This window comes from Gymnodinialimonas sp. JB5-7 (genome assembly GCF_055693405.1).
On the sequence record NZ_JBVFUX010000012.1, the window covers coordinates 1,988,088 to 2,009,213 of the forward strand.

Consider the following 21,126-nt stretch of genomic DNA (forward strand, 5'->3'; position numbering starts at 1 on the left):
CTCCGTTCGGCGGTTGGGTTTACGCGTTGGGACGCAGGATGATTTTCGGGGCGGCCACGCGGCCTGCGCGAATGTCGGCAAAGGCGGCGGCTCCATCAGACAGGGGGCGGTCTTCCGTCCAGTCCAGCGGACCGAGACGACCCTCAAAAAGGGCGGCCGCCGTGTCGCGGAAATCCTGCTTGGTGTAGGTGTAGGTTCCGATGAACGTGATCTCCTGCAACGTCATGCGCCGGATATCCAGGCCGCCTGCATCCGAGCCAAGCCCGACATGGGCGATCACACCCCCGGTGATGCATGGGCAGAGGCAGCGGCGCGCGTCGCCTCGTACCCAACCGCGTCAATAACGACGGGGTAGAGCGCATCCGCAGGGATCGCGTCGGCCACGGCCTCCGCGCATTGGTCTTGCAGGAAGTGTCTGCGGGTCTCGTTCGGCTCAACGATCAGCGTCTCACGGCACCCCATGGCGCGAAGGGCCAGGGCTGCGGCCAGACCTATGGCGCCGCCCCCGATCACAAGGGCGCGTTTCTCCATGGTTGGGTGCAGCGCCTCGAGCGCCAGGCGCGCCGCGTGCCAGCTGACAGCAAGCGGTTCGGCCAATGCGGCCTTTGCCAGCGACACGGTGTCCGGCACAGTCACCAGATTGTCTTCCGGCATAGCCACGAATTGCGCAAACGCCCCTTCGCGCGGAGGCATGGAGATGATCTGACGATCCGGACACAGGTTTTCGCGCCCGGCTCGGCTGGCGGCACTGTCGGGGTTGGTCACAAGCGGATTGATCGTCACACGCCGCCCGTCTTGCGGGCCGCCCACGATAACGCCAGCCGCTTCATGGCCAAGGATCAGGGGCGCGGGCCGTCGGGCGTCATGGCCAAGATAGGCATGCATGTCTGAGCCGCAGATGCCAGCAGCCTCCACCCGGATCAGATGCTCCCCCGGACCGGGAACGGCCATCTCGGTATCCCGGAACCCCAGGGTTTCAACACCATCGTAAATCAGGGCCTTCATTTCGCTGTGAACCCCCCGTCGACCATCAGAACCTGCCCTGTGACATAGGCGCTGGCCTCGGAGCACAGGAACAGAAGCGGGCCGTCTATGTCATCCAACGTGCCATTGCGCCCCATGCAGGTATGCGCCGCATTCCGCGCTGCGCGTTCAGGGTCGGCAAAGACCGGGCCTGTCAATTCCGTGGGGAAAAAGCCCGGCCCGATGGCGTTGATGTTGATCCCAAATGCCGACCAGGCTTCGGCCATGGCACGGGTCAATTGGCCGATGCCTGCCTTTGACGCGCCATAGGCAAGCCCACCCGGGAACGCGCGCGTCGTCTGAAGCGATGCGAAATTCACCACGCGTCCCCAGCCCTTGTCTTTCATTGCCGGCACGAAGGCCTGCGTCAAAAAGAAAGGGGCTGCGAGGTTCAGGTTCAGAGTCAGATCCCATCCGTCCGGCGTGACCTCATCGGCAGCTTGGCGGGTGTTGACGCCCGCGGCGTGCACGATGATGTCCGGTGGTCCGAACGGGGCCGTCACGCTGGCCGCGATGTCGTTCAGCGCACTGCGATCCGAAAGATCGGCAGCCACCACGGCCGCTGGCGGGCCCGTCCGATCTGCCCAGTCTTGCAGGGCCTCTTCCCGGCGCGCCACGGCGACCACCCGCGCCCCGGCATCGGCCAGCGCGCTGGCGGCCTGTTGCCCCAGCCCGGCGCTGGCGCCGGTGACGCAGGCCACGCGGCCCGTCAGATCGAAGAGGCGCGAGGTGTCCGACATCAGCCGTCGGCGCTCAGATCAAAGTTCTCGCCGGGGAAGTATTTCGCCAGGCGCACATCGGCCGCCCGGGCATGGCCCTCCATCCCTTCCAGGCGCGAGATGCGCGCGGTCGCCTCGGCCACACCGCGTGAGCCTTCGCGCGTGGCTTGCTGCCAAGTGACGATCTTCATGTATTTGTGCACTGAAAGGCCGCCCGTGTAGGACGCAGCGCCTGAGGTCGGAAGAACATGGTTCGTCCCGGTCGCTTTGTCGCCGTAGGAGACCGTTGTTTCCTCGCCCACGAAAAGTGAGCCGTAGCAGGTCAGCCTGTCTTTCCACCAATCCAGATCGTCGGCCTGCACTGTCAAATGCTCGGGCGCATATTCGTCGGAACAGGCGGCCATATCTTCACGGTCCTCGCAAATGATCACCTCGGCATAGTCACGCCAGGCCGCGGTCGCGTTTTCACGGTTGGTCTCGGGCAGGTCGTCGATCAGGCCGGGGACCAGCGCCATGACCTTCTCGGCCAGATCGCGGTCGTCTGTGACCAGCCAAACCGGTGAGTTATAGCCATGCTCGGCCTGGCTCACCAAATCCGTGGCAACGATATGTGCGTCCGCCGTCTTGTCAGCGAGGATCAGGCTGTCGGTTGGTCCGGCGATCATGTCGATGCCAACACGCCCAAACAGGATGCGTTTGGCTTCGGCGACGAACTGGTTGCCCGGCCCGACAAGGATGTTGGCCTTTGGCAGACCAAACAGGCCAAAGCTCATTGCGGCCACGCCCTGCACGCCGCCAAGTGCCATGATGGTGTCCGCGCCGCAGATATGGGCCGCGTAAATGATGGCAGGCGCGACACCAACACCGGGGCGGGGCGGCGAAGTGGCAACGATATGTTTGCATCCCGCGACCTTTGCCGTCGTCACCGTCATGATGGCGCTGGCGATATGGCTGTAGCGGCCACCGGGGACGTAACAGCCTGCCGTATCGACCGGGATCGCCTTTTGGCCAGCAATGAAGCCCGGTACGATCTCGACCTCCACATCGCTGAGCGTGCTTTTCTGCGCCTCGGCGAAGCGGCGCACATTGTCGTGGGCAAAGCGGATATCGGCCTTGAGCTTTTCAGGCACTTGCGCTGCCGCGGCCTCGATCTCTTCCGCGGTCAGAATGATGTTGCCGTCGTACTTGTCGAACTTGGCGGCATATTCCTTCGCCTTTGCGTCACCGCCAGCCTCGATATCGGCAAGGATGCTCTGCACCGTCTCGTGGACGTCCGAGGCATCCGACTTTGAGGTGAGTTGCGCTTTCTTCAAATATTCGCGGGTCATCGGCGGCGTTGTCCTATCGATCGAAAATCTGGGGCGGTGGCGCCGTGCGGGCTGCGAAACGGCGAATCTCTCAGCCTCATGTAAGCGCTTGCACATTCATTATGCAAGCGCTTACATTTTCGACCGGCAACGACCAACACAAGCCCTGTTTCATGGCGACCAATTCAGGGGAGCGGCTTTCAAAGTGTGACCCGATTGGTGGTCAGAATGCTGTGCCGTTGCTTTGCAGATGCCCTGAAAATGCAACTTCTTCTTGTTGCTAAATCACATCCCCGCGCCGAACGGCGGCCTCGACCTCGGCGATATCCTCAGACGACAGGCCATAGTCCCGGGCTGCCGCGTCTGCGCTGATATAGCCGCGCGCAAGATCCCGCATGATCGCGTCCCGCGACCGCTCCGCAGGGTCGCCGTAACCCGCGCCACCGGGGAAAGCCATTTGCACCCGCCGTCCATGTGGCACGAATTGCTTGCCCTTGCCCCGCATCGGCGTGCCGTCATCCTGCGCAATCGTGGTGCGCGCGCCGTCCGCGCCGCCCCGCCGCCCCCGGGCCGGATGCTGGCCTCGGTCGAACATGGCCTGAATGTCAAACTCATGCCCTCCTCGTGCGCCGACTTCCATATATTGGCCCAAACCGCCGCGTGTCTTGCCGGCGCCGCCGCTGTCAGGCCGCAATTCCTTGCGCCAGATGATCACCGGCCCCGCATGTTCCGTGGCCTCAATCGGCATGGTCATGACGCCCGAAGGGAAGGCCGTCGCATTCATCCCGTCCAGATCGGGCCGCGCCCCGGATCCGCCGGAGTTGAACGTCAACACTTCCGAGCGTCGGGCATCCGCCGGGGCAGGGGCGTCGGTGCGGGGCCGCAGCGACACCTGGAAGTTGCACAGACATCCTGCACCCTCCGCGGGCACCAAACCGGGCACGATCTTGTCAAACGCATCGAAGACCGCATCCGGCACAAAATGGCCCACAATATGGCGCAGGGCCACGGGCGCGGGGTGCAACGCATTCACGATGGTGCCTTCAGGCGCAGTCACCTCAAACGGCGCCAACGACGCCGCATTGTTGGGGATTTCCGGCGCAATGGCGACCTTCAGCGCGTAGCAGGCATAGGCTTTGGTGTAGACCATCGGGCAATTGATGCCCTTCTTGTCGACGCCACTGGTGCCTGTGAAATCCGTAACGATCCGGTCCTCTTCGACACGGACCGCTACCTTCAAGGTAATGGGAGTGTCGAACCCGTCCATGGTCATCGACCCGTCGGCCGTGACACGCGGCAGGGCATTGATCGCCTCTAGCGTTGCGCGGCGCGAATTCTCGAGGATGAAGGCGGCAATCCCGTCTAGGTCCGCCAACCCAAACTCATCCATCATGTCCATCAATCTGCGGTGGCCGATCTCGTTGCAGGTCGCCAACGCATAGATGTCGCCAATCAGCTGATCCGGCTCGCGTACATTGCCCCGTATGATGCGCGTGAGGGTTTCGTCCACCACGCCCTTTTCAGCGAATTTCATGATCGGGATATACAGCCCCTCTTCATAAACGCTTTGGGCATCCGCCCCAAAACCGCGCCCGCCTATGTCGACGATATGGGCCGTGCAGGCGAAAAAGCCGACAAGCTTGCCCTTGTGGAACGATGGCGTGACCATCGTGATGTCATGCAAATGGCCAGTGCCTTCCCACGGATCGTTGGTGATGTAGACGTCGCCCTCAAACATGCTCTCGCGTCCAATCCGGCGGATGAAATGCGCCACGGCATCGGCCATGGCATTCACATGGCCCGGCGTGCCTGTCACCGCCTGGGCGAGCATCTGCCCCTCGCGATCATAAACTCCGGCGGACAGGTCGCCTGCCTCGCGGACGGAGGTCGAAAAGGCCGTGCGCACAAGCGCTTGCGCCTGTTCTTCAACAACTGAGATCAGACGATTCCACATGATCTGATAGGCGACATTGGACTGGGTCATGCGGCACCTCCGGCATGGGCGGGTTTCGTCATCACGTCGATACAGCCATCACTGTTGCACATTGCATCACGGCTGCTGGGGACGATGATGGTGGTCTCATCCTCGACGATGACAGCCGGCCCCTGTGCGATCTGGCCCGTGTGAAAGCCCTCGCGCCCTACAACCTGGGCATCGGTGAAGGCCGCCTTGGCCGGATCAAACAGACGGCGCGTACCGCTATTCTCAGCAGCGCCGCTCACGTCGGTCTGCTGTAGCGGTTCCGGCTGGATAGGCGGCGTTGTGGCGTTCACGGCCCAAACCGTGATCTCGATGTCCATGCCTTTCACGGTGCGCGCGAAAAGCTTGGTATATTCTTCTTCAAACCGCTGTTTGAACGTCTCGGCATCCGGGTCCATCGCCTGCGCCTCAGTCAACGGGATGGGGATTTCCCAACCCTGCCCGGAATAGCGCATGTAGACCTTGAACTCCGACAAGATGGGGCTTTCGGCATCGCAGCTGCGCACAAAGCCCGTCGCTTCCTGCTGCAATTCGGTCAGCAGCGTGCGGATCACCCCGGCATCGAAATCCGCCAGCCGCATGTAGACAGAACGGTTGGCCTCAAAACTGAAGGGCGCGCGCAGGAAGCCGATGGCGCTGCCGACACCGGCGCCGGGCGGCACCAGACACCGCGCAATGCCTAGCTTTTCACACAACCGCCCCGCATGCAGCGGGGCCGCACCGCCAAACGCGATCATCGTATATTCAGACAGATCTTCCCCATTCTCGACCGCGTGGACCCGTGCCGCATTGGCCATATTCTCATCCACAACCTCGGCCACGCCGAAAGCCGCTTCCTCAGCATCCATGCCCAAAGTGTTCGCGAGTACGTTTGTAAGGCCGGCGGAGGAGGCGTCCGGCGCGAGCCGGATCGACCCGCCTGCGAAGTTCTCGGGGTCCAGTTTGCCCAGAACCAGATCGGCGTCCGTGACCTGCAGGCCGGTCGCCCCCGCGCCCGTAGCAGGCTGGCCCCGGCTCGGACCCTGCGCTTTCAGGGCCTACCCGGATCTGACGCATCGCATCCACATGGGCCAGCGACCCGCCGCCTGCACCAATCTCCACCATATCGATCACGGGGATCGAAATGGGCATCCCCGACCCCTTCTTGAAGCGATAGGTCCGCGCGACTTCAAAGACGCGCGAGGTCTTCGGCGTTTGATCCTTGATCAGGCAGATCTTCGCCGTCGTCCCGCCCATGTCGAAGCTGAGGACTTTGTCCAAGCCATGCCGTGCCGCGATGTGCGCCGCGAATACGGCCCCGCCCGCAGGCCCGGACTCCACCAATCGGACGGGAAACTCCGCCGCATCCGCGATCGAGATGATCCCGCCGCCCGAATGCATCAGGAACACCTGACACTCGGCCCCCTCGGCGTGCAAACGATCCTCCAAACGGCCCAGATAAGACGCCATCAGCGGCTTGATATACGCGTTGGCCACCACAGTGTTGAACCGCTCATACTCGCGCATCTGCGGCGAGACTTCGGACGAAATTGAGACCGAAACATCCGGCAAACGCTCTGCCAGAACCTCGCGCACCAATTGCTCATGGGTTGGGTTGAGGTACGAATGGATTAGCCCCACTGCGACGCTTTCAAAGCCGCCCTCCGCAATCCGGTCGACCACTGCCTCGACGGCCTCACGCTGCAGGTCAATCAAGACTGCGCCGGTCGCATCCACACGGCCAGGCACCGTAAAGCGGCGTTCGCGCGGCAATAGCGGCTCAGGCAGGGTTAGGTTCAGATCATATTGCTCAAACCGCGATTCAGTTCGCATTTCGATCACATCGCGGAAGCCTTCCGTTGTGATCAATGCCGTCTTGGCCCCGCGCCGCTCGATCAGTGCGTTTGTAGCCAGAGTGGTCCCATGGATGATCTGTCCAATCTCGCCCGGCGTAACCCCGGCCTTCCCGCAGACCTGCTTCATCCCGTTGATGATCGCGTCCTCGGGCGCGGCATACGTTGTCAGAACCTTGGTCGAATGCAGCCCCGTGGCCGTTTCCAGAACCACGTCCGTGAACGTCCCGCCGATATCAACGCCAAGCCGGTTTGCGATCTTTGCCATGAAGGGCCCCAGTGCTTTCTCGAATATTTCGGTTAAAGCGCAAAACGGCCTGAGCGCAAAATTCATTTTTTGCGCCAAGATGATAAAGAAATTCTATTCTAAGTCGGCCGCGGCCTGATCTGCCGCCATCCGGGCGGCCTTTTCGACAAACCCGGCCGAGGTCCCTGCATTAAAAAGCGCCGCGAACTGCAGGCTGTCGGGAACCCATACGCCATCCAGTGCGACCATGCCCGCCAGCCCGCCTGATAGCCGCTTTGGCAGCAACGCGATCCCCATCCCGTCTGCCGCCATTTGCAGGGTCGAGGTCAGACTGCTCGAATGCGTGACGCGGGCGGGGTCAAACCCGCCGGCTGTCAGGTGCGCGCGCAACGCCTGGCTTGCACCCGTCGACTTGCCATGGGTCAAAATGCCAACATCGAAGATGTCCCGCAGATCGGGGTTCGGACCCAAACCTCTCACAAGGTCGGCGGCCCCGACCCAGCCATAGGCGTAATCTGCCAAGGCAACTCGGTCCGTCGACCCTCCTCGAAACGGGCCATTGGCAAGAATCAGATCCAATTGCCCCTCATTCAGCATCCGCTCCAGTTCAGAGGAAAGATCGACCGTCAGCTCAACACGCACAGCAGGATAGGCGGCTTTGAGCACCCGCAGGAAGTCGTGCAGCCAAGTCGCCGCGATCAACTCCCCCACACCCAAACGCAGCCTATCTTCCACGAGATCATGGCGACCCGCCGTCTCCAACAGCCGCTCACCCGCGCGCAATACATCACGGGCCACTGCCAGAACCTCTCGCCCCGGTTCCGTGAACCGAACCGAGCCCGCGTCACGGTGCATCAGCTTCAAGCCAAGCGCGTCTTCGAGCGCCGAGATGCGCACCGATACATTGGGTTGGGTCGTGCCAAGCATGTCGGCAGCCTTGCGAAAGGTGCCGGTGTCCGCCACCTGCACAAGGGCTTCAAGCTGCTTAAAAGTGATGCGATTTTTTATCATCGGACAGGCTTAGGATCACTCAATCGAATGATCAAGCCTGCCCGAAAGGCCTTATGCCCCGGCGATCTGCTTGGCTTTCTCCACCAAAACCTCCGCCTGCCGGATGGAGGCATAGTCGATTAATCGACCGTCGAGGCTGACGGCCCCTTTGCCAGCCGCCTCTGCCTCGGCCATGGCCTCCAGAATGCGGTGGGCCTTGGTGATTTCCGCTTCAGACGGGCTCATTACTTCATTTGCCAGTGCGATCTGGCTGGGGTGGATTGCCCACTTCCCTTCACAGCCCAAAACGGCGGCGCGATGGGCCGCGGCCTTGTAACCATCCGGGTCCTGAAAATCGCCGAACGGGCCATCAATCGGCCGCAGGCCATTGGCCCGTGCCGCAACAACCATACGCGCAAGGGCGTAGTGCCACATATCGCCCCAATGGGTTTCGCGCACGCCGTCCATGTCGTCTGTCAGGACCGAATAGGACGGGTTCACGCCGCCGATATTCGTGGTCCTGGCGCGCGTGTAAGCGGCGTAGTCCGCAACCCCGAAATGCAGGCTTTCGTTTCGCTTCGACGCGCCCGCGATCTCGGTGATATTCTGCATCCCCAACGCCGTCTCAATGATATGCTCAAACCCGATGCGATCCTTCAGGCCGACCGCGTCTTCGATCTGCGTCACCATCATATCCACGGCATAGACATCTGCCGCGGTGCCGACCTTGGGGATCATGATCAGATCCAGCCGCTCACCCGCCTGTTCGACCACATCGACCACGTCGCGATACATGTAATGCGTGTCGAGCCCATTGATTCGAACCGACATCGTCTTTGTGTTCCAGTCGATCTCGTTCAGGGCCTTGATGATGTTCTTCCGGGCCTGCGCTTTCTCGTCTGGGGCGACCGCATCTTCGAGGTCAAGGAAGATCACATCCACATCGGATTGTGCCGCTTTTTCAAACATTTGCGGCTGGCTGCCCGGCACCGCAAGTTCAGAGCGATTCAGGCGGGCAGGGGCCTGTTCAATGGGGTGGAAGGACATGGAATGCCGCCTTTCGTGTGCGTAACAAAGTTGCGGCAAAAGGGGTGATGGCGAACAAAAAGGTCAAGCTCTATCTGGGTCTACTTTTGTATACCGTCTTGCCCGCGCTCCAATGCAAGGCGCGAAGAATAGTAGAATGCAATCGCCTGCGCACGGTTCTTGACCGCCAGTTTGTCATACAGGTTCGACAGATGAAATTTCACCGTGTTGGTCGAGATCCCCAGCTTTGCCGATAGCTCCCGATTGGTCAGTCCCTCCGACAACGCCTCCAGCATCGCGCGTTCCTTCCGCGAAAGGCTTTGGATCGGATCCGCCTGCAGTTGACGGATATCTACAAACGGAAACACCATCTTCCCGGCCGCCACGTCGACGCAGATATCCAGCAGTTTCTCGGCGGAGGACGAGCGTGGCGCATAGCCCGCGGCCCCCGCGGCCATCGCTAGCCTTGGCAGGTCACCAGTGTCCTCGGCATACACAACAATCCTCGGCGCGTTCGCCTGGTCCCGCAAAACTTCTATAAGTTTGGCCCCGCCCAATACCGGCAGGGACCAGTCGATCACCCCGATCTGCACCGGGACCCGCATCACGGTGCCCAAAAATCCTTCCGCTGTGGCCGCCGTCGCCACAAGCGAGAATCGCGGATCTCGGTCGATCAACTCGGATAGGGCCGACAGGACCAGCGGATTGCCATCGGCCAGCATGATGTCGATCGGAGGGTTAACCATCTGTTACTGTTCTCAAAATGAGGAAAAACCACCAATTTGGGTAGGCAGGTATTCGGTATACATTGGCATATTTACCAATTTGGGTAGGTATTTACCCACCCATATTTATATCCAAAAGCAGGTATTCCGTCCGTTGTCCAGTTTTCCTTGCGCCATATGTTCGCTCTCAACGACCAAGATGACTGCAAGGCCAAGCGCCGCACTGGATGGAGAGACCATGACCGACGCTACCATTTTTCCGCAGCTGGAAATTCCCGAAACCATCGCCGCCGGCCCCGGGCCTGGCAATACCGACGGTCGTGTCCTGTCGCGGTTCGCCGGTGCGGGCCTTGCCGATCACATGCACGGCGACGTGCTGCGCGGCATGGCCGAGTGCAAACACATGCTGCGCGCCGTCATGGGCACTGAAAACGTGCACACCTACGGCGTCGCGGGCACCGGATGGTCCGGCCTCGACGTTATGTTCAGCGCCGTGCAGCCCGGCGAAAAGGTGGTGATGTTCGTCAATGGCACGTTCTCGGGTATCGACGGGCTGACGGTCCGCATGCGCGCGGCCACGGCTGAAGAACTCGCCGCCAACCCGATGGACCCGCAGCCTGCCTCCGTCACCATCATCAACGTGCCCCACGGCCAATCCGTCACTGGCGAGATTGTCGAGGCCGCCCTGGCCGAACATAAACCGAAATGGGCTGCCATGGCCCATTGGGAAACCGGCTCAGGCCGCGTGAACGACATCCAAGGTTTCTCCGACGCTTGCGAACGTCACGGCGCCTTGGGCCTTGTTGATGCCGTCTCCTCCCTCGGCGTGGAGGACTTCCGGATTGACGACTTTCCCGGGGTCCACGGTTGGGCCTCCTGCCCACAAAAGGGCATCTGCTGTCTGCCGCTGACCTACGCACCCGTCAGCTTCACCGATCACTACATTGCCGAGCTGATCAAGACCGGCACCCGCACCTTCGCTCATCACCCCATCCTCGAAGCACGCCACTGGGGCATCATCGACGGCAAGGATGTGGAGAAGGGCACCTACCATCGCACTCATTCCGCCTATGCAGTCTCGGCCTTCCACGAAGCGCTTCGCATCCTGCTGCAAGAGGGCGTCGCGCGTCGGGCACGGGATTACACATTCCACGAAGCGGCGTTGAAAGCCGCCGTGACCGCGATGGGCTGTGAAGTGACCTCGAACATGACCTCGCTTGTCGTCCTCAACCTGCCGCCCGCCATGGCAGGGCGTGAGATGGAGCTTGTCCAGCACTGCCGCGCGCAGAACTTCGGCATCTGGCCCACGCTCAGCGAGCCTGTTCAAGTCCGCATCGGCATTCTCAATCTTCTGCAAGAACATGTCATTCGCGACATCGTCACTCGTTTCGGGCAGGCGATCCGCGATCTGGGCGGCAGCTACGACGATCAAGCCGTCGCGCATGCTCTCGACAGCCATTACGGCCAAGCCATCGCAGCGGAGTAAGCCCCATGGATATCCACGAATATCAAGCCAAAGAACTGCTCGCGAATTTTGGAGTGGCGGTGCCAGATGGTGCGCTCGCCTACAGCCCCGAACAGGCCGCTTACCGTGCCCGCGAACTCGGGGGTGAGCGTTGGGTCGTCAAAGCCAGATCCACGCCGGGGGCGTGGCAAGGCCGGCGGCGTCAAGGTCTGCGACAGCGACGTGGAAATCCATGATGCAGCCGACGCGATGTTCGGCCAGAAACTTGTAACCCACCAGACGGGGCCGGAAGGCAAAGGCGTCTACCGCGTCTATGTCGAAGCCGCCGTGCCAATCGATCGCGAGATCTACCTCGGCTTCGTGCTCGACCGCACCAGCCAGCGCGTGATGATCGTGGCCTCCGGCGAAGGCGGAATGGAGATCGAAGATATCTCTGCTGACAAACCCGAATCCATAGTGCGCGCCACGGTTGAGCCCGCCGTGGGCCTGCGCGAATTCCAGTGCCGTCAGATGGCCTTCAAACTGGGCATCGAGGCGGGCCAGGTCCAACAATTCACCCGCACGCTGCAAGGCTGCTACCGGGCCTTCACGGAACTCGACTCCACGATGGTTGAGATCAACCCGCTCGTCATCACGTCCGACAATCGCGTCATCGCGCTCGACGCGAAGATGTCGTTCGACGACAACGCGCTTTTCCGCCACCCGCACGTGGCCGAACTGCGTGACAAAAGCCAGGAAGACCCACGCGAAAGCCGCGCGGCCGATCGGGGCCTCAGCTATGTGGGCCTCGACGGCAATATCGGCTGTATCGTGAATGGCGCGGGCCTCGCCATGGCCACGATGGATACGATCAAGCTGGCGGGCGGCGAGCCTGCGAACTTCCTGGACATTGGCGGCGGCGCCACGCCCGAACGCGTGGCCAAGGCATTCCGCCTCGTCCTGTCGGACAAAAACGTGCAAGCCATCCTTGTGAACATCTTCGCAGGTATCAACCGCTGCGATTGGGTGGCCGAAGGTGTGGTGCAAGCCATGCAGGAGGTCGGCGTCGAAGTGCCGGTCATCGTGCGCCTGGCCGGCACCAATGTGGAGGAAGGTCAGAAAATCCTCGCCCGGTCCGGCCTGCCGATCATCCGGGCCGCAACCCTGAATGAAGCCGCCGAACGGGCCGTGGGGGCTTGGAGAAACGACCTCTCTCAAGGCGTTAAAATGAGGGCCGTATCATGAGTATTCTTCTCGACGAAAAGACCCCTGTGATCGTGCAAGGCATCACGGGCAAAATGGCCCGCTTCCACACCAAGGAAATGATCGACTACGGCACCAATGTCGTGGGCGGTGTCGTGCCCGGCAAAGGTTGCGAGACCTGCGAAGGCGTGCCCGTTTTCGACACGGTCGAAGATGCCGTTGCGGCCACCGGGGCGGAAGCCAGCCTTGTCTTCGTCCCGCCCCTTTGCCGCCGACAGCATCATGGAGGCCGCCGATGCGGGCATCCGCTACTGCGTCTGCATCACCGACGGCATCCCGGCGCAGGACATGATCCGCGTGAAGCGCTACATGTACCGCTACCCCAAGGATCGCCGCATGGTTCTGACCGGTCCGAATTGCGCCGGTACGATCAGCCCGGGCAAGGCGATGTTGGGCATCATGCCCGGCCACATCTACCTCAAGGGCAATGTGGGCATCGTAGGCCGCTCCGGCACGCTGGGGTATGAAGCCGCCGCGCAACTCAAAGAGCTTGGGCTTGGTGTTTCCACCTCAGTCGGAATTGGCGGCGATCCCATTAACGGCTCGTCGTTCCGCGATATCCTCGAACGGTTCGAGGCCGACCCGGACACTCACGTTGTCGCCATGATCGGTGAGATCGGCGGCCCGCAGGAGGCTGAGGCAGCCGAATATATCCAGAACCACATGACCAAGCCGGTCGTGGCCTATGTCGCGGGTCTGACCGCCCCGAAAGGCCGCACAATGGGCCATGCGGGGGCGATCATCTCAGCCTTTGGCGAAAGTGCGTCAGAGAAGGTGGAAATCCTCTCAGCCGCCGGTGTCACCGTGGCCGAGAGCCCGTCGATCATCGGGGCCACCATCGCAGGCGTCCTCACGCCCGAGGCCGCCTGAGATGGGGCCGGTTGACCGCACCATCGACCTGATCCTGCGGCTCGCACGCCGCAAGGTTTGCGCGCTTCCGGGCAGCAAGATCCCGGGCCTCACCGCGCCGGAACTGGCGGGCCAGACCATCGGCATTGTCGGATTTGGCAAGGTCGGGCAGGCCGTCGCCCGCCGCGCGCGGTTCGAATTGGGGATGGAGGTTGTGATCCATACCCGCAGCAAGGTTGCGCCTGCCACACTCGCCCGCCTCGGCGCACGGCAAGTGGACCGGATCGAGGATCTGCTGGAGGTCTCAGACGTCGTCACCCTTCACTGCGATTCAGGCCCAGGAAACCGGCATATCATCGACGCTCCGCAGATGGACCGGATGAAGGAAGAGGCCGTCCTGGTGAACACTGCCTGCGCACGGTTGGTTGACCAGACCGCGCTGGCGCAATCGCTGATGTTCGACATGATCGGCGGTGCCGCGATGGATCACTTCGATGGCGCGCGCATTGACCCTGTATTGGCCCATTGCGAGGGCCTTTTGCGAACCAAAGCCTCCACGCGCCCGGCGCTCTCGCTGGTCGCCTAGTCGTCGCCCTTAGCTGCGGCGGCAGCCCCGCCTTTGCCAAGTGCCACCGTGCCAAACGGCCCGCCATGGACCATTTGCGCCAGATCGGTCGGGTCGCCTGCACCTTCCGCGGCCAGAATCTCCGCTGCGAACTGCTCCGCATTGTCTTTCGGGCGATACCCGAGGAAGGACGCCTTGGAGTTGTCCACCGGCGCGCGGTCATTGTCCGAGACACCGTAAATCACTGCAAAGCCGGTCGTCGGCGTATCAATCGCCCGCTCCACCAGATGCACCAGATCGCCGTCACTCAGCCACGTGCCCAAGGCGCGGGCGTTCTTCACCGGCGCACAGCTCAAGATACGCAGATGCACGGATTCCAGCCCACGCTTTTCCCAATACATCCGGCCAAGATCCTCGGTGAAGCATTTGGCCAGACCGTAAAAGGTATCCGGCCGACGCTCCGCATCAATTCCTATATAAGAATTGCGGGGATGCATCCCCACCGCATGAATCGACGATGCATAGACGATCCGCCGTGCACCCGCCTTCTGCGCGCTTTCCCACACATTGTAGGAGCCCACGAAGTTCGGCCCCAGCAATTCCTCGAACGGGCCTTCATCCACGATGGCCCCGAAATGGCACACCATTTCGACCCCATCCATTAGGCCCGCAATCGCGGCGTAATCCGCCAGATCTGCCTTCACATAAGTCTCGTTCGGGGCCAGCCCGTCAATGCCGTCCACAATGTCCGAGGTAACAAGCTCCTCACACATCGCCGCCAGCGCCGGTCTCAGGATCATGCCGCAGCGCCCCGCCGCCCCCGTCAAAACGATCTTCTTCAACATCTGTCTTAGGCCTTTCAGATTACGGCAGTCTCAAGGATCGGGTCGTTCTTCACGATCCGCTCATAGGCAAACGGGCTCAGATCAAGCGATTGGTAGGCGCCGTGGATCAACCATTCCGCCGTGCCACGCCCCATGGCCGGACTTTGCTGCAAGCCATGGCCGGAGAACCCGTTCAGGAAGATGAAGTTCGGCACGTCAGGATGCGGCCCAAGGATCGCATTGTGATCCAGTGTGTTCACGGCATAATGCCCCGCCCATTCCGCCTGAACCTTGACGGCCTCAAAGGCCGGAATGCGGGTCGCAAGCACGGGCCAAACATGGTTTTCCCACAGCCCGTGATCCATGACGAAATCATCAAAATCCACCGCCGGATCAATATCCGCATGCCCCCCGGCCTGATACGTGCCGCCCCCGTTTTCACGGCAATGCACGCCCGACGGGTCAATCGTCAGCGGCAGGTCACGATCCAGTGGGTTTTCCGCCTTGAACACCCAGGAATAGCGTTTGCGCGGCTCCACCGGCACCTTGATGCCCGCCATCGCAGCCGTCCTCGCGGCCCGGGGGCCGGACGCATTCACCACTTGCCCGCAGGAGATCACCGCGCCAGAGGCCAAGGTCACCGACTCGACCCCGCGGGCGGACCGCGCCATCTCGACCACCTCGCCGGAAACATACTCCACGCCCCGTTCGCGCGCTTGCCGTTTCCACCATTCAAAAACGGTTGCGCCGTCCCAATAGCCCTCGTTCACTGTGTTGATGGAGCCAAGTACGATATCATCCACATTGTAGAACGGATACCGCGCCACGATCTCGTCAGGCGTCAGCAATTCGGTCGCAGCACCTGCTGCATGCTGCACCTTGATGTTGTGGCGCAGGACATTCGCAAAATCTTCTGTATCCGACAGATAAAGATACCCGAATGACCGTACCGACAGCTTTGGTACACGGTCATCTCCGCCCATCCGCTCCCGAATATTGTTGACGAAATCAGCGGCAAACTGGCTGATCCGCACGTTCAACTCGGTTGAGAATTGCTGCCGCATACAGCTATTCGTGTGCGCCGTGGAACACTTCTCGTAGGATGGATCCCGCTCCACCACCAAAACGCTGCCGTCAAAGCCCATCTCGGTCAGCCACCACGCGGTGGACGACCCCATAATCGCGCCCCCCACGATCACCACATCATAGGATCCACGCGACGGCACGGTATCAAATGTCGGACTAACCATATCTCTCCCCGCCCGGTCGTTCCGCCGGTTTTCTGCACGCTGTCTCAGACTGCACGCGATGGCAAGCGCTGTGGCTCAGGACAATCCGTTTTCGTCCTTCACCGCCTCCATCGACACATGGGTTGAGGTTGCCGCGACATGGGGCAGGCGGCTGATCAATTCGCCCAAGACGCGGCGGTAATCGTTGATGTCGGTGGATCGGACCTTTAGCAAATAGTCGAACGCGCCCGCGATCATGTGGCACTGCTCGATCTCCGGCACCGCGCGGGCCGCCTCGTTGAAGGCCTGCAATGCCGCCTCCCGCGTGTCCTCCAGTTTCACCTCCACAAACGCCACATGGGCCAACCCCAGCCGTGCGGGGTCCAGCACCGCTCGAAACCCTTGAATATACCCCTCTTCCTGCAACCGTTTCATGCGCGTCTGGCACGGCGTCTTCGACAGCCCCACCCGATTTGCAAGCTCGGTCACGGGGATCCGCCCATCCGAGGCCAACACCGCAAGAATCCGCAAATCGGCCGCGTCTAATCGACTATCAGAATTTGGTTTAAGGCGCATTCAGAACGTCCTCGAATTAAAATTCAGACAAATCATACATCACACTCGCCTCAAACAGGCAATCAGACTTTCTCGGATATGCTATAATGCGGATGTCGCATTCAGGAGTGTGCCCCCATGTCCGACCTCTCAGCGTTCCGCCAGCCCATCCGCGCCGCCTATCTTGAGCCGCAGGATACGGCCCTTGCTCGCCTCGCCTCCGCGCACCCGATTTCGCACGCAACCCGGCAGGCCGCCTCCGCCCGCGCCGCGCGCATGGTGGCCGACATCCGGGCCGAGGATCGCGGTGGTCTGATGGAGGTGTTCCTGGCCGAATATGGCCTCTCCTCCGCCGAGGGCCTGGCCCTCATGCGCCTGGCCGAAGCGCTCCTGCGTGTCCCCGACGACGCCACCGTCGATGCGCTGATCGAAGACAAGATCGTGCCTGCCGAATGGTCCGCGCATCGCGGTCACTCCAAATCCACCCTCGTCAACGCGTCAACTCTTGCGCTGATGCTCACCGGGCGCGTCCTGTCCGACGAAGACGGGCAGGGGATCGCAGGCACTCTGAAGGGCGCGGTAAAGCGACTGGGCGAGCCGGTGATCCGCGCCGCCACCCGCCGCGCGATGAAGGAAATGGGTAATCAGTTTGTGCTGGGAGAAACCATCGCGGAAGCCGTCAAACGCGGGCAGGATATGGCCGCGAAAGGCTACACCTACAGCTACGACATGCTCGGTGAAGCTGCCGTTACAGCGGGCGAGGCCGAAGCCTTCCGCAAGGCCTATGCCGACGCCATCGCCCACCTCGCCAAGCACGCCCACAGCGCGGACATCCGCGAAAACCCAGGCATCTCGGTCAAACTCTCCGCGCTCCATCCCCGGTACGAGACAGCCAAGCGCGACCGCATCATGGCCGAGCTTGTGCCAACCGTCCTGACCCTCGCGCAACAGGCCAAGGCCGCCCAAATGGGCTTCAACATCGATGCGGAGGAGGCGGACCGCCTCGATCTCTCCCTCGACGTGATCGAAGCGGTTCTGTCCGATGACAGTCTCAAGGGATGTGACGGCTTCGGCGTTGTCGTGCAGGCCTATGGTAAGCGCGCGGCCCCGGTCATCGACTGGCTCTACGCGCTAGCCGAAACTCACGACCGCCGCATCATGGTCCGCCTCGTGAAAGGCGCCTATTGGGATACCGAGATCAAACGCGCCCAGGTCGCGGGCCTGCCCGGTTTCCCGGTTTTCACTGACAAAGCGGCCACCGACGTCAGCTACCTCTCTTGCGCCCGCCAACTCCTCGACAAGACCGACCGTCTCTACCCGCAATTCGCCACCCACAACGCCCATACCGTCGCCGCGGTTCTCGAAATGGCAGAGGACCCCAGCCTCTTCGAATTTCAGCGCCTGCACGGCATGGGTGAGGCGCTTCATGAACAGGTCCGGCGCGGGAACATGACCCGCTGCCGCATCTATGCCCCAGTCGGTGCGCATCGCGATCTGCTTGCCTATCTTGTGCGTCGCCTGCTGGAAAACGGGGCAAATTCCTCCTTCGTGCACCAGATCATGGACGAAGACGTGCCCCCTGCAGAAGTTGCCGCCGACCCGTTTATAACCCTCGCCGCCGCCAGCGCCGACGTCACAAAGCCGCGCAATCTCTTCGCCCCGGAACGCCCCAATTCGAAGGGCTTTGACATCACTGATCCCGCCGCACTGGCGGAAATCACGAAGGCCCGTGAGACCTTTGCCGAAGCCCAATGGCAGGCGGGCATCGGCACCGGCCCGTCCCTCGACATCACCAACCCAGCCGACCCGTCCGACATCGTCGGTCAGGTGCGGCTTTCCACCCGCGAAGATGCGGATGCCGCCATCGCGAAAGCCCAACCGTGGCTGGCCCCCAACCGCGGAGACATCCTCAACCAAGCCGCCGACCTCTACGAGGCCAACGCCCCCGAACTCTTCGCGATCCTTGCCCGCGAAGCCGGCAAAACCCTCCTCGATGCCGAAGCCGAACTGCGTGAGGCCGTCGATTTCCTCCGCTACTACGCCGCCCGCATATCTGACCTGACCGACCCAGCCTTAGGCCGCGTCACCTGTATCAGCCCCTGGAACTTCCCGCTGGCCATCTTCACCGGCCAGATCGCGGCAGCCCTTGCCGCTGGCAACGCTGTGCTCGCCAAACCCGCCGAAACCACACCCCTCATCGCCGCACGCGCCGTCCAACTCCTCCACGGGGCTGGCGTCCCGCAAACGGCCCTGCAACTCCTCCCCGGCGAAGGGGCTGACGTGGGCGCCGCGCTTACCTCTGACCCGCGCATCGACGGCGTGGCCTTCACCGGCTCCACCGCCACCGCCCAGACCATCAACCGCGCCATGGCCGCAAAACTTGCGCCGTCCGCCCCGCTGATCGCCGAAACTGGCGGCCTGAATGCCATGATTGTCGACAGTACGGCGCTTCCTGAACAAGCCGTCAAAGACGTCGTCCAATCTGCCTTCCAATCCGCCGGTCAGCGTTGCTCCGCCTTGCGCTGCCTCTACGTGCAAGAGGACATTGCCGACACCTTCCTGACCGCGCTTTTCGGCGCGATGGATGAGCTTCAACTTGGCGAACCGTGGGACATTGCGACCGACATCGGCCCGGTCATCGACGCAACCGCCAAGGCCAAGATTGATGCCCATGTCGCGCAAGCCCGCGACGACGGGCGCGTGCTCAAGCAGCTCGCCATGCCGGGGCAGGGCACCTTCGTGGCCCCCGCCGCAATCCGCGTCACATCAATCAAAGATCTTGTAGAAGAAATCTTCGGCCCCGTCCTTCACATCGCGACTTTCAAGGCCCGCGATCTGGATAAAGTCATCGACCAGATCAACGCCACCGGCTACGGCCTAACCTTTGGCATCCACTCCCGCATCGACGACCGCATCGCCGACATCACCTCCCGGATCGAGGCCGGGAACCTCTACGTCAACCGCAACCAAATCGGTGCCATCGTCGGCTCCCAGCCCTTTGGCGGTCAGGCCCTGTCCGGGACCGGCCCCAAGGCGGGCGGCCCGCACTACGTCGCGCGCTTCACCAAACCACAGCAGGGCAGTGGCACTTCCGGCTCCCCCTCCAAAGCCGAGGACGCCGCCCATGACCTTCGTGTCGCCGTCCCTGCCCATCGTACGCTCACCGAAACCCTGCTCCCCGGCCCAACCGGCGAAACCAACCGCCTCACCACGCATCCAAGGGGTCGCGTCCTCTGTCTCGGCCCCGGTCTCGACGCCGCCCGCGCACAGGCCAAGGCCGCCACACAAACCGGCAACGCCCCCGTCCTCGCGCCCGACCTCTCGCCGGAGGCACTCGCAACCCTGCCACCCTTTGATGCCGTGATCTTCTGGGGCGCAGATGCACGCCCCTACCGCCAAGCCCTCGCCGCCCTTGATGGCCCGATCCTGCCGCTGATCACCGAGGCTGATCCGACCCCGCGCCTGATCATCGAACGCCACACCTGCATCGATACGACAGCCGCAGGTGGCAATGCCGCGCTATTGGCGTCTGTCGCCTGAGAACCACGCGATGGCGGCATCGGCAGCGTCCGAATGCCCCACCGCATCCATCACCAACGTCCCCTCAAGGACGGTCAGCAAGGCGCGCGCCGTCTCCTCGCCCTCGCCTTCGGGCAATCGCTTCAGCACCCATTCGGTGAAACCCGCAATAATCAATCCGCCGGTGCGCCCATAGGCGAGCTCCCCTCGCGCTGACGCAGCAACGATATCCAGCCAAACCCGCGCATAGCCTGCCGCCATCGGCGAGCGCATCACAGCCACGACCGAATGCAACAACGCACCAGGGCTCTCAAATCGCGCTTCGGGCAAGGCCGCATCCAGGCCTTGCGTGAACCCCATCGCCAGGGTCTCTAGCAGCGCGCCGATCACGCCATCCTTGTCGCCGAAATGGTAAATCAGCATTCGGTCGGACGTGCCCGCCGCCTTCGCCAGCGGCCGCAGAGAGGCCGTCGTCAGCCCATGTTCCACCACATGGGCCGCCATCGCCGCCAACCACTTTTCTCTCTTTGCGTTGATTTCGCTCATTTCTTTTCTGTTGTAGCGGTTGCTACAAAATCATAGTGTAGCAAGTGCTACATAATTTCAACCAAGGCGAGTCCCATGACCCTCTTCCAACTTCTCCCCGCTATCGCCTACGCCGCCTGTCTGTTCGTCGTGTTCCGCCATGCGCTGTCCCCTGCGGACACCAGCCCCGGAAACTGGCGCTGGCCCGCCGCCCTCAGCGCGATCTTTCTGGCCTTTACTCTCTTTCAAATCGCGACCGACGGCATACTGATGTTCTGGACCAATCACAGCGTCAACGCCACTGGCAACCAGGTCTGGTTTGATCTGCTGATGTCGGTTTCCATGGCCTTTATTCTGCTCCTATCCAGGGCGCGGGCGCTGAACATGGCTATCATCCCTTGGGCGATCTTCGTAGCCAGCACGGCCTCCATCGGGCTCTTTGCCATGTGGGCGCGGGTCCTGTTTCTGGAGGAAAAGCAAAGCGTCGCTCAACCCGCCTAAGG

14 protein-coding genes and 4 pseudogenes are annotated in these 21,126 nt (G+C 62.1%); 6 read left to right on the forward strand and 12 right to left on the reverse strand.

All coding sequences use genetic code 11. The features are described from left to right. Window positions 1–19: 19 nt before the first annotated feature. From ACZ1HK_RS18730 to ACZ1HK_RS18765, 8 genes and pseudogenes are all read right to left on the reverse strand, one after another. A pseudogene (locus ACZ1HK_RS18730) lies at window positions 20–1,005 on the reverse strand (alcohol dehydrogenase catalytic domain-containing protein). After that, window positions 1,002–1,763, reverse strand: coding sequence for an SDR family NAD(P)-dependent oxidoreductase (locus tag ACZ1HK_RS18735; RefSeq protein WP_472629963.1), 762 nt, complete (start codon window positions 1,761–1,763; stop codon window positions 1,002–1,004). Before ACZ1HK_RS18735 ends, ACZ1HK_RS18730 begins: the two are co-directional and overlap by 4 nt. Continuing rightward, window positions 1,763–3,070, reverse strand: a complete 1,308-nt coding sequence (hisD, locus tag ACZ1HK_RS18740) for a histidinol dehydrogenase (RefSeq protein ID WP_472629964.1) — start codon at window positions 3,068–3,070, stop codon at window positions 1,763–1,765. The genes ACZ1HK_RS18735 and hisD overlap by 1 nt, the downstream gene beginning before the upstream one ends. A gap of 259 nt (window positions 3,071–3,329) precedes the next feature. Beyond that, window positions 3,330–5,033, reverse strand: a complete 1,704-nt coding sequence (locus ACZ1HK_RS18745; RefSeq protein ID WP_472629965.1) for a hydantoinase B/oxoprolinase family protein — start codon at window positions 5,031–5,033, stop codon at window positions 3,330–3,332. Beyond that, a pseudogene (locus tag ACZ1HK_RS18750) lies at window positions 5,030–7,130 on the reverse strand (hydantoinase/oxoprolinase family protein). Before ACZ1HK_RS18750 ends, ACZ1HK_RS18745 begins: the two are co-directional and overlap by 4 nt. Window positions 7,131–7,223: 93 nt before the next feature. After that, window positions 7,224–8,120, reverse strand: a complete 897-nt coding sequence (locus ACZ1HK_RS18755) for a LysR family transcriptional regulator (RefSeq protein ID WP_472629966.1) — start codon at window positions 8,118–8,120, stop codon at window positions 7,224–7,226. Window positions 8,121–8,171: 51 nt separating this feature from the next. Beyond that, window positions 8,172–9,146: an HpcH/HpaI aldolase/citrate lyase family protein gene (locus ACZ1HK_RS18760; RefSeq protein ID WP_472629967.1), complete on the reverse strand. Its 975-nt coding sequence runs from the start codon at window positions 9,144–9,146 to the stop codon at window positions 8,172–8,174. An 80-nt stretch (window positions 9,147–9,226) separates the two neighbouring features. Continuing rightward, window positions 9,227–9,871 carry a response regulator transcription factor gene (locus ACZ1HK_RS18765; protein ID WP_472629968.1) on the reverse strand — a complete coding sequence of 215 codons (645 nt, stop codon included), beginning with the start codon at window positions 9,869–9,871 and terminating at the stop codon, window positions 9,227–9,229. Between the two features lie 217 nt (window positions 9,872–10,088). Here ACZ1HK_RS18765 and ACZ1HK_RS18770 point away from each other — a divergent pair, with 217 nt between their 5' ends. The 4 genes and pseudogenes from ACZ1HK_RS18770 to ACZ1HK_RS18785 all read left to right on the forward strand — a co-directional run bounded on the left by ACZ1HK_RS18770 (window position 10,089) and on the right by ACZ1HK_RS18785 (window position 13,992). Beyond that, on the forward strand, window positions 10,089–11,336 hold the full coding sequence (locus ACZ1HK_RS18770; RefSeq protein WP_472629969.1) for an aminotransferase class V-fold PLP-dependent enzyme: 1,248 nt from the start codon (window positions 10,089–10,091) through the stop codon (window positions 11,334–11,336). 5 nt (window positions 11,337–11,341) lie between these two features. Beyond that, window positions 11,342–12,539, forward strand: a pseudogene (locus ACZ1HK_RS18775) (malate--CoA ligase subunit beta). Next, window positions 12,536–13,427: pseudogene (sucD, locus tag ACZ1HK_RS18780) on the forward strand (succinate--CoA ligase subunit alpha). The pseudogenes ACZ1HK_RS18775 and sucD overlap by 4 nt, the downstream one beginning before the upstream one ends. A gap of 1 nt (window position 13,428) precedes the next feature. Next, window positions 13,429–13,992 carry a 2-hydroxyacid dehydrogenase gene (locus tag ACZ1HK_RS18785; RefSeq protein ID WP_472629970.1) on the forward strand — a complete coding sequence of 188 codons (564 nt, stop codon included), beginning with the start codon at window positions 13,429–13,431 and terminating at the stop codon, window positions 13,990–13,992. Here the strand turns inward: ACZ1HK_RS18785 and ACZ1HK_RS18790 are convergent. From ACZ1HK_RS18790 to ACZ1HK_RS18800, 3 genes are all read right to left on the reverse strand, one after another. After that, a complete protein-coding gene (locus tag ACZ1HK_RS18790; protein ID WP_472629971.1) occupies window positions 13,989–14,816 on the reverse strand; it encodes an NAD-dependent epimerase/dehydratase family protein in 828 nt (275 codons plus the stop codon). The two genes, ACZ1HK_RS18785 and ACZ1HK_RS18790, sit on opposite strands and share 4 nt — an antisense overlap. Before the next feature lie 14 nt (window positions 14,817–14,830). Then, on the reverse strand, window positions 14,831–16,045 hold the full coding sequence (locus ACZ1HK_RS18795; RefSeq protein WP_472629972.1) for an NAD(P)/FAD-dependent oxidoreductase: 1,215 nt from the start codon (window positions 16,043–16,045) through the stop codon (window positions 14,831–14,833). A gap of 75 nt (window positions 16,046–16,120) precedes the next feature. Continuing rightward, entirely contained in the window at window positions 16,121–16,600 is a 480-nt protein-coding gene (locus ACZ1HK_RS18800) for an Lrp/AsnC family transcriptional regulator (RefSeq protein ID WP_472629973.1), read from the reverse strand. Window positions 16,601–16,717: 117 nt separating this feature from the next. Between ACZ1HK_RS18800 and putA the strand changes: the two genes are divergently transcribed. Next, on the forward strand, window positions 16,718–20,119 hold the full coding sequence (putA, locus tag ACZ1HK_RS18805) for a bifunctional proline dehydrogenase/L-glutamate gamma-semialdehyde dehydrogenase PutA (RefSeq protein WP_472629974.1): 3,402 nt from the start codon (window positions 16,718–16,720) through the stop codon (window positions 20,117–20,119). Here putA and ACZ1HK_RS18810 read toward each other — a convergent pair. After that, window positions 20,099–20,644, reverse strand: a complete 546-nt coding sequence (locus ACZ1HK_RS18810; protein ID WP_472629975.1) for a TetR/AcrR family transcriptional regulator — start codon at window positions 20,642–20,644, stop codon at window positions 20,099–20,101. The two genes, putA and ACZ1HK_RS18810, sit on opposite strands and share 21 nt — an antisense overlap. A gap of 75 nt (window positions 20,645–20,719) precedes the next feature. Between ACZ1HK_RS18810 and ACZ1HK_RS18815 the strand changes: the two genes are divergently transcribed. After that, on the forward strand, window positions 20,720–21,124 hold the full coding sequence (locus ACZ1HK_RS18815; protein WP_472629976.1) for a hypothetical protein: 405 nt from the start codon (window positions 20,720–20,722) through the stop codon (window positions 21,122–21,124). The last annotated feature ends 2 nt before the right edge of the window (window positions 21,125–21,126 follow it).

Excerpts from the sequence above, each read along its gene's own strand:
- ACZ1HK_RS18815 (WP_472629976.1), top strand. The coding sequence starts at position 20,720 with ATGACCCTCTTCCAACTTCTCCCCGCTATCGCCTACGCCGCCTGTCTG.
- ACZ1HK_RS18810 (WP_472629975.1), bottom strand. The coding sequence starts at position 20,644 with ATGAGCGAAATCAACGCAAAGAGAGAAAAGTGGTTGGCGGCGATGGCG.
- ACZ1HK_RS18745 (WP_472629965.1), bottom strand. The coding sequence starts at position 5,033 with ATGACCCAGTCCAATGTCGCCTATCAGATCATGTGGAATCGTCTGATC.
- ACZ1HK_RS18770 (WP_472629969.1), top strand. The coding sequence starts at position 10,089 with ATGACCGACGCTACCATTTTTCCGCAGCTGGAAATTCCCGAAACCATC.
- ACZ1HK_RS18765 (WP_472629968.1), bottom strand. The coding sequence starts at position 9,871 with ATGGTTAACCCTCCGATCGACATCATGCTGGCCGATGGCAATCCGCTG.
- ACZ1HK_RS18760 (WP_472629967.1), bottom strand. The coding sequence starts at position 9,146 with ATGTCCTTCCACCCCATTGAACAGGCCCCTGCCCGCCTGAATCGCTCT.
- hisD (WP_472629964.1), bottom strand. The coding sequence starts at position 3,070 with ATGACCCGCGAATATTTGAAGAAAGCGCAACTCACCTCAAAGTCGGAT.
- ACZ1HK_RS18790 (WP_472629971.1), bottom strand. The coding sequence starts at position 14,816 with ATGTTGAAGAAGATCGTTTTGACGGGGGCGGCGGGGCGCTGCGGCATG.
- ACZ1HK_RS18785 (WP_472629970.1), top strand. The coding sequence starts at position 13,429 with ATGGGGCCGGTTGACCGCACCATCGACCTGATCCTGCGGCTCGCACGC.
- ACZ1HK_RS18800 (WP_472629973.1), bottom strand. The coding sequence starts at position 16,600 with ATGCGCCTTAAACCAAATTCTGATAGTCGATTAGACGCGGCCGATTTG.
- ACZ1HK_RS18735 (WP_472629963.1), bottom strand. The coding sequence starts at position 1,763 with ATGTCGGACACCTCGCGCCTCTTCGATCTGACGGGCCGCGTGGCCTGC.
- ACZ1HK_RS18795 (WP_472629972.1), bottom strand. The coding sequence starts at position 16,045 with ATGGTTAGTCCGACATTTGATACCGTGCCGTCGCGTGGATCCTATGAT.
- ACZ1HK_RS18755 (WP_472629966.1), bottom strand. The coding sequence starts at position 8,120 with ATGATAAAAAATCGCATCACTTTTAAGCAGCTTGAAGCCCTTGTGCAG.
- putA (WP_472629974.1), top strand. The coding sequence starts at position 16,718 with ATGTCCGACCTCTCAGCGTTCCGCCAGCCCATCCGCGCCGCCTATCTT.